This is a genomic window from Leucobacter ruminantium, assembly GCF_017565705.1.
GTDB classification, from domain to species: domain Bacteria; phylum Actinomycetota; class Actinomycetes; order Actinomycetales; family Microbacteriaceae; genus Leucobacter; species Leucobacter ruminantium.
The window spans coordinates 350561-364124 of the sequence record NZ_JAGDYL010000001.1; the positions used below are offsets into that span (position 1 = coordinate 350561).

Annotated in this window: 13 protein-coding genes and 1 other RNA gene; 8 read left to right on the forward strand and 6 right to left on the reverse strand. The window is 68.3% G+C overall.

Annotated elements, in window-relative coordinates; translation table 11 throughout:
* Positions 1 to 29: 29 nt before the first annotated feature.
* From J4H91_RS01620 to J4H91_RS01635, 4 genes are all read right to left on the reverse strand, one after another.
* Positions 30 to 1250, reverse strand: a complete 1221-nt coding sequence (locus tag J4H91_RS01620; RefSeq protein ID WP_208044490.1) for an NAD(P)/FAD-dependent oxidoreductase — start codon at positions 1248 to 1250, stop codon at positions 30 to 32.
* The gene (folE, locus tag J4H91_RS01625; protein ID WP_208044491.1) at positions 1232 to 1828 is read right to left on the reverse strand and encodes a GTP cyclohydrolase I; all 597 of its coding nucleotides are present in this window, start codon (positions 1826 to 1828) and stop codon (positions 1232 to 1234) included. The genes J4H91_RS01620 and folE overlap by 19 nt, the downstream gene beginning before the upstream one ends.
* Positions 1829 to 2043: 215 nt before the next feature.
* Positions 2044 to 3045, reverse strand: a complete 1002-nt coding sequence (gene gap / locus J4H91_RS01630) for a type I glyceraldehyde-3-phosphate dehydrogenase (protein ID WP_208044492.1) — start codon at positions 3043 to 3045, stop codon at positions 2044 to 2046.
* 128 nt (positions 3046 to 3173) lie between these two features.
* A complete protein-coding gene (locus tag J4H91_RS01635) occupies positions 3174 to 4112 on the reverse strand; it encodes a helix-turn-helix domain-containing protein (protein ID WP_208044493.1) in 939 nt (312 codons plus the stop codon).
* Positions 4113 to 4198: 86 nt separating this feature from the next.
* Here J4H91_RS01635 and chrA point away from each other — a divergent pair, with 86 nt between their 5' ends.
* From chrA to ssrA, 3 genes are all read left to right on the forward strand, one after another.
* The gene (gene chrA / locus J4H91_RS01640) at positions 4199 to 5437 is read left to right on the forward strand and encodes a chromate efflux transporter (protein WP_208044494.1); all 1239 of its coding nucleotides are present in this window, start codon (positions 4199 to 4201) and stop codon (positions 5435 to 5437) included.
* Positions 5438 to 5490: 53 nt separating this feature from the next.
* Positions 5491 to 5667, forward strand: a complete 177-nt coding sequence (locus tag J4H91_RS15950) for a helix-turn-helix domain-containing protein (protein ID WP_424960818.1) — start codon at positions 5491 to 5493, stop codon at positions 5665 to 5667.
* Positions 5668 to 5710: 43 nt separating this feature from the next.
* Positions 5711 to 6082, forward strand: a transfer-messenger RNA (tmRNA) gene (ssrA, locus tag J4H91_RS01650).
* Positions 6083 to 6165: 83 nt separating this feature from the next.
* Here ssrA and J4H91_RS01655 read toward each other — a convergent pair.
* A complete protein-coding gene (locus J4H91_RS01655) occupies positions 6166 to 6972 on the reverse strand; it encodes a hypothetical protein (protein ID WP_208044495.1) in 807 nt (268 codons plus the stop codon).
* Positions 6973 to 7227: 255 nt separating this feature from the next.
* Positions 7228 to 7986 carry a 2-oxo acid dehydrogenase subunit E2 gene (locus J4H91_RS01660; protein WP_243752479.1) on the reverse strand — a complete coding sequence of 253 codons (759 nt, stop codon included), beginning with the start codon at positions 7984 to 7986 and terminating at the stop codon, positions 7228 to 7230.
* 118 nt (positions 7987 to 8104) lie between these two features.
* Here J4H91_RS01660 and J4H91_RS01665 point away from each other — a divergent pair, with 118 nt between their 5' ends.
* The 5 genes from J4H91_RS01665 (at position 8105) to J4H91_RS01685 (ending at position 13410) form a co-directional block, all read left to right on the forward strand.
* Positions 8105 to 9088: an AEC family transporter gene (locus J4H91_RS01665; protein WP_208044497.1), complete on the forward strand. Its 984-nt coding sequence runs from the start codon at positions 8105 to 8107 to the stop codon at positions 9086 to 9088.
* A gap of 384 nt (positions 9089 to 9472) precedes the next feature.
* Positions 9473 to 10489, forward strand: a complete 1017-nt coding sequence (locus tag J4H91_RS01670) for a DctP family TRAP transporter solute-binding subunit (RefSeq protein ID WP_208044498.1) — start codon at positions 9473 to 9475, stop codon at positions 10487 to 10489.
* Between the two features lie 62 nt (positions 10490 to 10551).
* On the forward strand, positions 10552 to 11148 hold the full coding sequence (locus tag J4H91_RS01675; protein WP_208044499.1) for a TRAP transporter small permease: 597 nt from the start codon (positions 10552 to 10554) through the stop codon (positions 11146 to 11148).
* Complete coding sequence (locus J4H91_RS01680) at positions 11145 to 12623, forward strand: TRAP transporter large permease (RefSeq protein ID WP_208044500.1); 1479 nt, start codon at positions 11145 to 11147, stop codon at positions 12621 to 12623. The genes J4H91_RS01675 and J4H91_RS01680 overlap by 4 nt, the downstream gene beginning before the upstream one ends.
* A gap of 19 nt (positions 12624 to 12642) precedes the next feature.
* Positions 12643 to 13410, forward strand: coding sequence for an SDR family NAD(P)-dependent oxidoreductase (locus J4H91_RS01685; protein WP_208044501.1), 768 nt, complete (start codon positions 12643 to 12645; stop codon positions 13408 to 13410).
* The last annotated feature ends 154 nt before the right edge of the window (positions 13411 to 13564 follow it).

Genomic DNA, 13564 nt, shown 5'->3' on the forward strand with positions numbered 1-13564 from the left:
GTCGAACTCCCGCTCGCCGATGCGCCGGATCACGCGATCTCCCTCAGGTCGACGCCCGCATCCGCGAGCCGAGCCCGGTCGACCGCGACGCGATCCCTGATGAGCCGCTGCACCTGGTCGTTGACCTCCCACACGTTGACATTCATCCCGGCGACCACGCGCCCGTCTGCAACCCAGAACGCGACGAACTCGCGCGCCTCCAGGTCTCCCCTGATCACGAGTTCCGCCTCATCGGCCGACGAGGCGTACCCGGAGTACTCCATGCCGAGGTCGTACTGATCGGTGTAGAAGTAGGGGATGTCGTCGAGCACCGCGTCGCCCCCGAGCATGTTCGCGCCCGCGACCTTACCGCCCGCGATCGCGTTGGCCCAGTGCTCGCTGCGCAGGCGCGCGCCGAGCACCGGGTGGAACGCGTTCGCGACGTCGCCGGCGGCGTAGATCGCAGGAGCCGACGTCCGCAGGTGCTCGTCGACGAGCACTCCCCCGTCGATCTCCAGTCCGGCGGTCTCCGCCAGCGAGGTGTCGGGCACGGCGCCGATCCCCACGATCACGACGTCAGCGGGAACGGAGCGGCGGTCGGTGATCACGCCTGATGCCGCGCCCGACTCGTCCGTATCGATCCCCGTCACGGCCTCGCCCAGCAGGAACTCGACTCCGTGCTGCTCGTGCAGTCCCCGGAACATCGAGCCCATCTCCGGGCCCACCGCCTTCACGAGCGGGATCGGATCGGGCGACACCACGGTGACCTCGTTGTCGTAGCCGCGGGCCGCCGCGGCCAGCTCGAGGCCGATCCAGCCCGCACCGACGAGCACCACGCGCCTGCCGCCCGCGGAGAGCGCCGCGCGCAACCGGTCCGCATCGTCGAGCGTGCGGAGCACATGGAGACCGTGAGCATCGCCCCCGGGAACCGCGAGCCGTCGCGGCTGCGCGCCCGTCGCGAGCAGCAGGCGGTCGAAGGGCAGCACCGCCCCGTCCGCGAGCTCGACGGAGCCTTCGGCGATGCGCACGGCCGGGTTGCCGACGTGCAGGGCGATGTCATGCTGTGCTTCCCAACCATCGGGGTGAGCGTACACGGCGTCGAGCCCCTCCTTCCCCGCGAGGTAGCCTTTGGAAAGCGGCGGACGCTGATAGGGACGGTGCTGCTCCGCCGTGACCAGGTCGATGCTTCCGCTGTGGCGGCGGGCGCGCAGCTCCTCGGCCGCGGTCGCGGCGGCGAGGCCCCCTCCGACGATCACGATTCGGGTGGACATGGTGCCTCTCCTCTCCTCGGCGGATCGGTCTCCAGGCTCGTCAGCTCTCCCCGGAACGCGCTCGTCCTGAGCGTGGTGGAGCGGTCCCCGATGCCGCGGAACGACATGCAGAAGTGCTCGGCGCGAACGACGACGCCGACGCCGCGTGCCGGCAGCCGATCGGCGAGCCAGTCGGCGATCTCCTCGGTCATGCGCTCTTGGAGCTGCAGTCCGCCCGAGAAGTGGTCGACGACCCGCACGGGCAGCGAGACCCCGACGATCCGTCCGTCGGGCAGGTATCCGATGTCGACCGTGCCCCTGAACGGCAGCAGGTGGTGCTCGCAGAGCGACTGGAACGGAATGCCCTCGATCGCGATGAGCTCGCGCGATCCCTCGTTCTCCAGGAAGGCGACTTCCGGGAGTTCGGGGCGCCGCAGGGCCTGACTCAGCGCGTTCGCGACGCGCGCGGGCGTGCCGCGCAATCGCTCCTCGTCGGGGTCCTGTCCGAGCGCGCGCAGCAGTTCGGCGACGGAGCGCTCGGCGCGTTCGAGACTCGCATGTGCGGGCGCGAGATCCGGTCGAGCGAGTGAGGAGCGCATTGCGGCCACATCAGCCTTTCTGCATCGGGTGATGTGCCTCACCCTAGCCTCGCGCCATCTCTAACGTCAAGATTCACCAATGATAGAAAAGGGGTCTTCCTCACGAATATCCGTGAGGAAGACCCCTCCCCGAGAACGCGCAGAGAACGCGCAGAGGCCGCCCGAATGGACGGCCTCTGCGGGAGCGGCGGAGCGTGGCTCGCCGAGCGGGTGCCTCAGGCGGAGAGCTTCTCCAGCATCTGCGCGGCGCGGTTCGAGAAGCCCCACTCGTTGTCGTACCAGGAGACGACCTTCACATAGCGGCCGCCCGCCTGCGTGAGAGCGGAATCGAAGATCGACGAGTAGGGGTTGCCGACGATGTCGGACGAGACGAGCGGATCCTCCGAGTACTGGAGCACGCCGACGAGCGAGCCCTCCTCCGAGGCCTTCCGGTAGGCGTCGAGCACCTCGTCGAGCGTCACGTCGCGCGAGACGGTCGCGTTGAGCTCGACGATCGAGCCGACAGGCACGGGCACGCGGATCGAGGTGCCCTCGAGCTTGCCGTCGAGCTGCGGCAGCACGAGGCCGATCGCCTTGGCGGCGCCGGTCGTGGTGGGCACGATGTTGAGCGCGGCGGCGCGAGCGCGGCGGGGGTCGCTGTGCGGGCCGTCGATCAGGTTCTGATCCTGGGTGTAGGCGTGCACGGTGGTCATGAAGCCGTGCTCCACGCCCGCGAGCTTGTCGAGCACGTCGGCGAGCGGGGCGAAGGCGTTCGTGGTGCACGAGGCGTTCGAAACGATGAAGTGCTGCTCGGGATCGTAGAGATCGTCGTTGACGCCGTAGACGACGGTGAGGTCGGCGCCCGTCGCGGGGGCGCTGATGAGCACGCGGGTGGCACCGGCGTTGATGTGCTTGCGAGCGGCCTCGGCCTTGGTGAAGTGACCGGTCGACTCGAGCACCACGTCGACGCCGAGCTCGCCCCAGGGCAGCGCCTCGGGATCGCGCTCCGCGAAGACCTTGATGCGGCGGTCGTCGACGCGGATCTCGCCGTCTGCGAAGGAGATGTCGTGGCCGAGGCGGCCGTAGACGCTGTCCCACTCGAGCAGGTGCGCCAGCGTGGCACCGTCGGTGAGGTCGTTGACGGCGACGACCTCGAGGTCGCTCTCCTGGGAGAGCAGAGCGCGGAGCACGCCGCGCCCGATGCGTCCGAAGCCGTTGATTGCTACGCGACCGGTCATGAATTCACGTTCCTTTCAGATGCACGTTCACACTGTCTGGAAACAAGCCTGTCGCACTCGCGCAACAGAGTCCAGTGGCTGCAATGCCATAGATCGAAACGATCTAGCCAAGCTTATTCGGGCCGCATTCACCCGTCCGAGAAGGTGCGACGGTACTCGGTCGGCGTGGTGCCCAGCACACGCCGGAAATAGCGGCGCAGATTGGTCGCCGTGCCGAGGCCGACGGTCGCCGAGATCTCCTCGACGCCCAGGTCGGTCTCCTCGAGCAGCTCCCTCGCCCGGTCGAGGCGCGAACGCATGATCCACTGCATCGGCGTATACCCCGTCTCATCGCGGAACCGCCGCGAGAAGGTGCGCGAGGAGACCCGGGCGTGCGCCGCGAGCTGCTCGATCGTGATCGGCTCGCCGAGATGCTGCAGCGCCCAATCGCGCGTGCGGGTGAAGCGCTCGCCGTGCGACTCGGGTACGCTCTGCGGCACGTACTGCGCCTGCCCGCCGCTCCGGTAGGGGGCGGCCACGAGCCTGCGGGCCGCGTGGTTCGCGACCGCCATCCCCGCCTCCTTGCGGAGGATGTGCAGGCACAGGTCGATCCCCGAGGCAGCGCCCGCGGAGGTCAGCACGGATCCCTCGTCCACGAACAGCACGCGCTCGTCCACCTGCACGCGCGGGAATCGGTCGGCCAGGATCCGCGAGTAGTGCCAGTGCGTCGTCGCGCGGCGGCCGTCGAGCAGCCCGGCCGCGGCGAGCGCGAACGCGCCCGTAGAGATGGCCGCGATGCGGGCTCCGCGCGAGTGCGCCTGCCGCAGCGCCCGAGCCAGCTCCTCGGGCGGGGACTCGCTGTCGGGGCGGCGGTAGCCGGGCACGAAGATCAGGTCGGCGAGCTCCAGCGCTTCGAGCCCGTGCTCGACGTGGTACGACAGCCCGTCTCCCCCCGCGATGAGGCCGGGGCGCACGCCGCAGACATCGACCGAGTAGGGCATGCTCGTGCGCGTCGTGAACACCTGGGCGGGAATGCCGACGTCGAGGGGCTTCGCCCCCTCCAGCACCACCACAGCAACGCGCCTCACAGTGCTTCAGCCTACCTCCGCATCGACCGCTCGGCGGCGGAGATGCGCCTTGCGGGCCGGCGGACGCCTCCGTCACGATAAGAGCGATGAGCGCGGCAGAGGAGCGGACGAGGACGGGGCCCGAGGGATCGCCTTCGGAGGTGTTCCGCGTCTTCCTGAGACTCGGCCTCACATCGTTCGGCGGCCCCGTCGCGCACCTGGGCTATTTCCGGGAGGAACTGGTCGAGCGCCGGAGGTGGTTGAGCGAGACGGGGTACGCCGAACTCATCGCACTCTGCCAGTTCCTCCCCGGTCCCGCCTCGAGCCAGGTCGGCTTCGCGCTCGGTCTCCTCCGGGGCGGCCCGCTGGGAGCCGTCGCCGCATGGGCGGCGTTCACGCTTCCCTCTGCGACGCTGCTCGTGGTGTTCGCGCTCGGCGCGGTATCTCTCGAGGGTGCCGTCGGGCACGGGATCCTCACGGGCCTCAAGGCGGTCGCCGTCGCCGTCGTCGCCCACGCGGTCTGGGGCATGGCGGGGACGCTGACGCCCGACGTGCGGCGAAAGCTCATCGCCCTGCTCGCCGCCGGGCTCGCACTGCTGCTGCCGGGCACGCTCGGACAGCTCGCGGCGATCTCGGTCGGCCTCGCCGCCGGCACGGTGTGGTGCCGCCACACCGCTGCCGCGCGGGCGGAACCGTTCGGCATCCGCATCTCGCCTCGCATCGGGGCGATCGCGCTCGCCTCGTTCAGCCTCCTGCTCGTCGCACTCCCCATCGCCGCATGGATCACCCGGAACTCGTGGATCGGCATCGCGGACGCGTTCACGAGAGCAGGAGCCCTCGTCTTCGGCGGCGGTCACGTCGTGCTCCCGCTGCTGCAGGCCGAACCGGCGATCTCGGGCTCCGTGACCCCCGATCAGTACCTCGCCGGGTACGGAGCGGCACAGGCCGTGCCGGGACCGCTGTTCACCTTCGCCGCATACCTGGGCTTCGAGATGCATCCGGGGCCCGCAGCTCCGCTAGCGGCGCTCCTCGCGCTCATCGCGATATTCACGCCCGGGCTCCTGCTCCTCGTCGGAGTACTCCCATTCTGGGCCCGGCTCCGCGAGAGTCGAGCGATCCGATCGGCGATGGCGGGCGCCGGCGCCGCCGTGGTCGGGGTCCTCGCCGCCGCGCTCTGCACGCCGATCGGCACGTCGGGCCTCACCGGGCCTGCTCCGCTCGTCATCGCCGCCGGATGCCTGCTCATGCTCGCGACGCGGAGGACACCCGCCTGGGCGACCGTGATCCTCGGCGCCGCAGCCGGAGCGCTGGCAGGCGCACTCGACCTCGGTCTCTCCTGGATATGAACGCCGCCCATCTCTGAGCACGCCCGAGCACCCCGGAACGCCGGATCGGCTCGATCCCGGATGCCGCGAAACGTCTCTTCGCCCACACCAACGCGGTCAGGCAGAGGTTCGAACGTGCCGCCGCGCTCCTCGGACCCGCATGGGCGGAGGGCTCTCACCTTGGCAGACTGCGACGTCGGTGGTATTCTGGAGGGCCGGGCGATGCCCGGTTTGACAATTCCACAGCGTGATGCGAATGCCCCGACAGGGATCCCTCGCGGATTCCATCGATACGGGGCCGATCGGTTTCGACACGTCGATTTGAGACTGTGAGAAGCGAGCCGAGGACGCGGAGTTATCTCGTAAACGCCCTTCGCAAATCATAGGTGCCAACGCTAAGCGCACCGACTTCGCTCTCGCTGCCTAAGCACGAGACCGAGTCCGTCAGGTCGGGTGGGCCTCCGCCCCGGTTTCCTGGCGTCATCTAGGGGGCTTGCTGATGCGTCGCGTCTCAGGGCGCATCGGGACTTTCACTGAGACTGGGCCTGTCACCCTAGGTGTTCGTGACAAAGGATGGGGCCGAGCAGAACGTCTGCACGAACTACGCTCGTAGAAGGCACGGAATCGTCGAAGTGGACCGGGGTTCGATTCCCCGCGGCTCCACCGGAGCACTCGCATCACGCGCGCAATCATCAGCGAAGGGAACGCCCGGTGGGCGTTCCCTTCGCCGATGATTGCGACGGGCCGGATCAATACGGGATGTCGAGCGCGAGGAAGGCGTCGAACTCCGCGTCCTCGGGGATCTTGACGTCACCCTCGGGAACCTCGTCGTTCGCAGCGTAGTCGAGCCTGCACGACGCCGTGAACGCCCCGTTCGCGGGCACGTCGGGCCAGTCGGAGCAGACGGCGAAGATCTCGTCGTCGACATAGCCGACGATGTAGAGGTACGGGTACTGCACCGCCTGGCTGAGCGACGAGGTGAACTCTCCCTCGACGTATCCGCTGTCGCTTCCCGCAAAACCATCCACCGCGATCCCTCCGGTCATCGCCGGGGTCGCGAATTCGAGCGAGGTCTGCTCGATCTTGATCATCTCCGCCGCGAGCATGTCGCTCGAGATGATGCCTTTGAAGATCGACTGCTGCTCGGGCAGCAGGTACATGCTCGCCGGGTTGCGCCCGATGACGCGACCATCCGCGTCGTAGGCCGTCAGATCGAAGAAGACCTCGGCCGCCTGCTCGGCATCCTCATTGGTCACGTGGGAGTAGAGCGCCAGAAGCCCCTGCGAGTCGGGGGCGGTTCTGACGAACTCCGAGAACGAGATGTCCGAGACGATCACCAGTTCGAGATCCCCGAGAGTCTGAGTCGTTCCGACGTCGAGGTCGGCCAGTTCCTTCTCCGCCGCGGCGAGAGCGGTGTCCGCCTTCGCACGCTCGTTCCACAGCCATGCGGCGGCACCGCCGAAGCCGATCGTCGCGAGCAGCAGCACGCCGCAGGCGACGGCCAGCCCGATCACCAGGGGGGACGCGCCCCGCTTGCGCACGATCGGAGCGGGCACGCTCGCCTCATCGAGATGGGGGGCGACCGGCCCCCCGTGAACCGGGGTGCCTTGTTCGCCGGGGGCTCGGCCGCCCGGCTCGCCGGCGCCCTGAGCGCTGTAACCACCGTAATCGCCCTGAGGCTCGGAACCCGTCATCTCCCCGCCCTCGCATCTGGGCCGGAGGTCCGCTCCGCCAGCGCAGAACCGCGCCCCGATCGCGTTTCCCTGCGACGAAGTGTAGCAGCGGAGACGCGAGGCGCGGCGGCGGTTCCGCTAGATCGCCATCTCGCCGGATTCGAGACGCTGCTTGACGAGGCTGAGGAAGCGGCCGGCGTCGGCCCCGTCGATCAGGCGGTGGTCGTAGCTCAGTGAGAGATACATCATGCTCCGCACCTCGACGACCTCGCCGCGCTCGGGATCCTGCACCGCCACCGGTCGGCGCACGATCGCGCCGGTGCCGAGGATCGCGGCCTGCGGCTGGTTGATGATCGGCGTGTCGATCAGCGTACCGACCGAGCCGTAGTTCGTGACGGTGAAGGTGCCGCCCGAGAGGTCTTCGAGCCCGACCTTTCCGGTGCGCGAGCGCTCCGCGAGGTCGCCGATGCTCCGGGCGAGTTCGGCGACCCCCATCGTCCCGGCGTCCTTGATCACCGGCACCAGCAGGCCCCTCGGGGTATCGACGGCGACGCCGATGTGCTCCCCGTCGGGGTAGCGGATGAGCCCCGCGTCGAGGTCGATCGTCGCGTTCATCTTCGGGTGGGCCTGCAGCGCCTCCACCGCAGCCCTGATGATGAAGGGCAGGTAGCTCAGACCGACACCCTCGCGCTCGCGAAATGCGTCCTTCTCCTGCGCCCGGTAGGCGGAGATCGCACTGAGATCGACCTCCACCGTGGCGGTGAGCTGCGCGGACCCCTGGAGGGATTCCGTCATGCGCCTGGCGATGGTCGCCCGGATGCGGGTGACCTTCTCGGTAGTGCCGTAGAGGGCTTCGGCGGGCGTAGCGCCCTCGTGCGGAGCGGAGTGGGTGTTCATCGCTGCGGTATCTCCATCGATATCGGGTGCGGCTCCCGGGGTGGCGGAGCGCGCTCTGGTCCAACCAGGGTAGCATCCTGGGGAGACTCCGACGCGGCAGACTCCGAGGGGACCACGAATGCTTGAAGTGATACCGACCATCGCGCCGCTCTTCGTGCTCCTCGGCGTCGGCATGGCGGCCGGATTCTCGCAGCGCTTCCGCAGCGCCCAAGCGGGACTCAACGCGTTCGTCTTCACCTTCTCGCTGCCGGCGTTCCTCTTCACCGCGCTCTCCAAGGCTCCGATCGCCGAGGGCATTCCCCTGCCGTTCGTCGTCGTCTCGTTCGCGCTGCCCGGGGCCGTCGCCCTCGTCGTCTACGCCGCCGCGCTCATCCGGCGGCGCTCCTCGCGCGGCGACTCGGGGCCGATTCTCGCGGGGCCCCTGGCGGTCGCCGCCACCTACGGGAATGTGGGCTACCTCGGCGTGCCGATCGCGATGAGCATCGTCGGGCCGGGCGCCGCACTCGCTGCGGCGCTCGGACAGCTGCTCCACAACGTGCTGTTCATGGTGGGGTACCCGCTGCTCAAATCGATCGGCAGCGGCGCGCCGGCAGCGGGCTCGGCGCTCAGCCGTCTGCTCTCGGTGCTCTGGACCGTGCTGAAGCGCTCGGTGCTGCTCAACCCCGTGGTGCTCGGCGTCGTCGCCGGCGTGCTCGCGGGCGCCCTGCCCGTCGAGATCCCCGAGGTGATCGACGCGAGCATCACGATGCTCGGACAGGCGGCGGTTCCCGCGGCGATGTTCGCGGTCGGTCTCTCGATCAAACCCGCCTTCGAAGGAATGCGGTCCGGGAGCGTGCCCCTCGGAGCCGTCCTGCTCGCCTCAGCTGTGAAGCTCCTGGCGCTGCCCCTGCTGACGATACTGGCGCTACTCCCTCTCGGCGGATCCCTCGCACCCGAGTGGGTCGCGACGGCGGTGATCATGGCCGCCGTGCCCGTCTCCTCCACCGCGAGCATCATCGTCTTCGAGTACGACGGGGACACCCGGCTCACGAGTGCGACGACCCTGCTCACGAGCGTCGCCGCGATCGTCACGGTGCCGCTGATGATCGCGCTCACCCCCTGACGCGAAAGGCGACGCGAAGGGCCCGGACGAACGCCTCCCGCGCCGCATGACGGGCTCGAAACCGGCGGACCCGGGCCTCCCACACCCGCCAGCACGAAGAGCCCCGAAACGCGAACGTCACGTTTACGTAACGGATTGTGCGGAGGAAAAGCGCAGCTCAGAACCGAGTTCGCAGCCGATCACCGACGCCTGGACCAACCAGAGATGCCCGCCGTGAGGCTCTCGCGCTTGCCTGGTTCTACCAGAGTGTGCATACTGTTCCGAGGCGTTTCCCCGCTAGCACGGTGGAATCGCCGAGAGAGCGAAACCACCAAGCTTGCTCACCGCTACACCTGGGCGGAGACAACCATCCAACCAGTCACACGTCTCAAGGAGGAGATGAACTTGAAGAAGAAAACCACCCTCGTCGCAGCGGCCATCGCCGCTTCGGCTCTCGCCCTCACCGCGTGCTCCGGCGGCGCCTCCGGCGGCAGCGGCGCAGACGGCGAGACCTACAACTGGGACATGACGATCACCGTCTCCGAGACCTCGACCTGGTGGGCCGGCGCCGAGAAGTTCGCGGAACTGCTCGACGAGAAGTCCGACGGTCGCATGACCCTCAACCTCTTCGCGAACGAGCAGCTCTCGGGCGGCGACCCCGCGGCCGGAGTCGAGATGCTCGCCAACGGTGACAAGGCCTTCTCCTACAACTCCCCCATCATCTACTCGGGCATCGACCCCCGCTTCTCGGCGATCACCGCACCCTTCCTGTACGCCGACTACGAGCAGGCCGACGCCGCGATCGAGGGCGGGGCCGCAGAGGCCTACGAGGGCCTCACCGAGGAGATGGGCATCAAGATGCTCGGCTTCGGCGAATCGGGCTTCCGCCAGATCACGAACAGCAAGCACGAGATCGTCGAGCCCGCCGACGTCAAGGGGCTCAAGCTGCGCGTCGCCGGCTCCGACCTCTTCCTCGACATCTACAAGGAGCTGGGCGCCGACCCCGTCTCCATGAACTTCGCCGAGGTCTTCACCTCGCTGCAGACCGGCGCCATCGACGGCCAGGAGAACCCCTTCGACGTCATCTACTCGAACGGGCTCATGGAGGTGCAGGACTACCTCACCGTGTGGAACTACGTCTACGACCCGCTGATCCTCGGCATGAACCTCGAGCAGTACGAGAGCCTGAGCGACGAGGACAAGAAGATCGTCGACGAGGCCGCTGCGGAGGCGAACGAGTACCAGATCAACCTCAGCCGCGAGCGCGAGGCCGAGCAGCTCGCCGAGATGCAGGACCAGATGACGGTCACCGAGCTCACGCCCGAGCAGCTCGAAGCGTTCCGCGATGCCATGCAGCCGGTGTACGAGAAGTACACCGACAAGTGGACCCCCGAGCTCGCCGAAGCGGTCCAGCCGAAGTAGTCCGACTCCGCCGCGGAGGGCGGTGCCGACAGGCCCCGCCCTCCCGAGAGTTCGAAACGCTCATGTTCGATCTGATCCTGCGCAGGCTCGAGAACACGATCATCGCGGTCACCTTCCTGTTCATCACGCTGTTGGCCTTCGCCAACGTGGTGGCGCGATACGTCTTCCATGCCTCTTTCTCGTTCACCAGCGAGTTGCTCGTCAACCTCGCTGTGCTGCTGACCATGGTCGGCGCCTCCGCCGCGACGCGGCTCGGCACCCACCCCAGCTTCAGCCTGCTCCGCGACTCCACCCGCGGAGCCCTCCACAAGCTCATCATCGTGGTGGTCTGCCTCGCGATGCTGGCCTTCTACGCGGTCTTCCTCTGGCTCGGGTGGGACACCGCCATGAAGCAGTTCGAATCCGGCCGCCTGACCCCGGCCCTGCAACTGCCGCAGGGGCTCTTCTCGCTCGCGCTGCCCCTCGGCGCGCTGCTCGGCACGATCCGCACCATCCAGGTGGCCGTCATCGAGCTGCGCGGCGGCGAGGCGTTCAAGGGCGAGGAGGCCGAAGCGCTCGAAGCAGTGGCGGTCATGCAGGCCGTCGAGCAGCCCACCGACGCGTCGCAGAGCGACGATCCCGTAGACACGACCGACACGAAGGCAGGTGACCGCTCATGATCGAGCTCGTACTCTTCGGCACCTTCCTGGTCTGCCTGTTCATCGGCGTGCCGATCGCGATGTCGATGGGACTCTCGGCGTTCGCCACGATCATCTACGCGAGCGGTTTCAAGGCGCTCGCTCCCGCATCGGCGATCCTCTACGCGGGCATGTCCTCCGAGACTCTGCTCGCGATCCCGTTCTTCATCCTCGCAGGCGTCATCATGGAGCTCACCGGCATATCGAAGAGACTGGTCGAACTCGCCGACGCCGCCTTCGGGCACATGAAGAACGGCATCGCCCTCACGACGATCCTCGTCGCTCTCGTGTTCTCCTCCATCTCGGGGTCCGGTCCCGCGACGGTCGCCGCGATCGGCGGCATCCTGATCCCCGCGCTCGCCAAGCACGGCTACACGAAGCGGCACGCCGCCTCGCTCGTCGCGACCTCGGGCGAGCTCGGCATCATCCTGCCCCCGAGCATCGCCTACATCGTGTTCGCGGTGGTCGCGGCCGACTACGCCGGCCCGGGGGTCGATCGCGTCACCATCGGCCGCCTCTTCATGGCGGGCGTCGTGCCCGGTCTCATCCTCGTCGTGGTGCTCTACATCATCGCCCGCTTCCTGCCCCGCGACATGGAGCTCGCGAAGGCGAACGCGGCGGCGCATCTCAGCTCGGCGATGGGCAAGAGCCCGCGCACCAGGGGTGCCACGGTCACCGCGACGGGCGCCGTCGCGAACACCTCGGACAACACCGGCCTGCTCACGATCGACGAGGTGACCCCCGAGAACGCGGCCGCGGGCGGCGGTATCGGCATGCGCACCAAGCGCGCACCGGCCTCCGTCGTGCTCAAGGCGTTCGCACGGGCGATCCCCGGCCTGCTCGTGCCCGTGATCATCCTCGGCGGCATCTACGGCGGCATCTTCACGCCGACCGAGTCGGCCGCGGTGGCGTCGGTCTACGCCCTCGTCGTCGGCCTCGTCTCGCGCGAGCTGAAGCTCGGATCCCTGTTCAAGATCTTCACCTCGGCCGGCGTCATGTCGGGCCGCATCATGCTGATCATCGCGTCGGCGACCCTGTTCGCCTACGTCATCACGCGCAACCAGATCGCACGGCACGTCGCCGACTGGATGCTCAACCTGACCGACAGCATGGTGCTGCTCGTGCTGATCATCAACCTGGCGCTGCTGATCGCGGGCATGTTCATGGACGCCATCTCGGCGTTCTACCTCTTCATCCCGCTCTTCGTGCCGGTACTGCTCGAATTGGGCATGGATCTCACGACGATCGGCGTCATGATGACGATGAACCTCGCGATCGGCCTCATCACGCCGCCGGTGGGCATCGACCTCTTCGTGGCGGCGAGCATCGCCAAGATTCCGTTCGGAGAGGCCGTGAGAGGCATCGCGCCGTTCGTCGTATCGGGCGTCGCCGTGCTCATGCTCGTCACCTTCATCCCGGCGCTGAGCAACTGGCTGCCCGACCTGCTCGGCCTCTGAGCCGGGAAAGGACCCTCACATGTCACAGGAACTCTCCGGCAAGGTCAGCGTCGTCACCGGCGCCGCCGGCGGTATCGGCGCGGCCATCGCGCGCGAGCTCGCCGCCCGCGGATCGGACGTGCTGATCATCGACGTCACCGACGGCGCGCAGACCGTCGAGTCCATCCTGACGCAGACGGGCGGTTCGGTGCGTGCGCGCAGCGAGATCGTCGACATCAGGGATCGCGACGCGGTGCGCGCGTGCCTCGACGGCCTGGTCGCCGACTGGGGATCCCTCGACGTGCTCGTGAACAACGCGGGCACCGCGGGTCGCCTCAGTCTCGAGGACATGACCGATGAGATCTGGGATCGGGACATCGAGACCAACCTCAAGGGCACCTTCCTCATGACCCAGTGCGCGGTCTACCCGCACATGCGGGCCGCAGGATCGGGCGCGATCGTCAACGTGAGCTCGATCTCCGGGATCATCGGCGGAGCGAACTCCGGCGGCGACGGCGCGGCGCGCACCGGCCCGGCCTACGCCGCGTCGAAGGGCGGGGTCATCGCCTTCACCAGGTGGGTGGCGAAGGAGGTGGGGCCGCTCGGCATCACCTGCAACACCGTCGCCCCCGGCCCGGTCGAGACGCCGATGACGCAGGGCGTGCCCTATCCCGTCGAGGCCCAGCCGATCCAGCGCATCGGACAGCCCGAGGACATCGCGTCCGCGGTGGCGTTCCTCGCCTCTCCCGGAGCGAGCTACATCACGGGCGAGACCCTCAAGGTGTGCGGGGGTACGGCTATCGGCTGATCCCTCGCCGCACACCCCCTTCGCCTGTGCGCTCCCCACCCCGGAGCGCACAGGCGCCGCCCCCAACAGGGGCGCCGGGAAGAACTCCCACCTCTCGAAGTCACAAGCTGATAGGAGGCTGCGATGCGACCGCTGGTACATCCAGGCCCGAAGA

Bases quoted from the DNA above. Each gene is read 5' to 3' on its own strand.
- J4H91_RS01660 (WP_243752479.1), bottom strand. From the start codon at position 7,986: ATGAACACCCACTCCGCTCCGCACGAGGGCGCTACGCCCGCCGAAGCC.
- folE (WP_208044491.1), bottom strand. From the start codon at position 1,828: ATGCGCTCCTCACTCGCTCGACCGGATCTCGCGCCCGCACATGCGAGT.
- J4H91_RS01665 (WP_208044497.1), top strand. From the start codon at position 8,105: ATGCTTGAAGTGATACCGACCATCGCGCCGCTCTTCGTGCTCCTCGGC.
- gap (WP_208044492.1), bottom strand. From the start codon at position 3,045: ATGACCGGTCGCGTAGCAATCAACGGCTTCGGACGCATCGGGCGCGGC.
- J4H91_RS01620 (WP_208044490.1), bottom strand. From the start codon at position 1,250: ATGTCCACCCGAATCGTGATCGTCGGAGGGGGCCTCGCCGCCGCGACC.
- chrA (WP_208044494.1), top strand. From the start codon at position 4,199: ATGAGCGCGGCAGAGGAGCGGACGAGGACGGGGCCCGAGGGATCGCCT.
- J4H91_RS01685 (WP_208044501.1), top strand. From the start codon at position 12,643: ATGTCACAGGAACTCTCCGGCAAGGTCAGCGTCGTCACCGGCGCCGCC.
- J4H91_RS01675 (WP_208044499.1), top strand. From the start codon at position 10,552: ATGTTCGATCTGATCCTGCGCAGGCTCGAGAACACGATCATCGCGGTC.
- J4H91_RS01680 (WP_208044500.1), top strand. From the start codon at position 11,145: ATGATCGAGCTCGTACTCTTCGGCACCTTCCTGGTCTGCCTGTTCATC.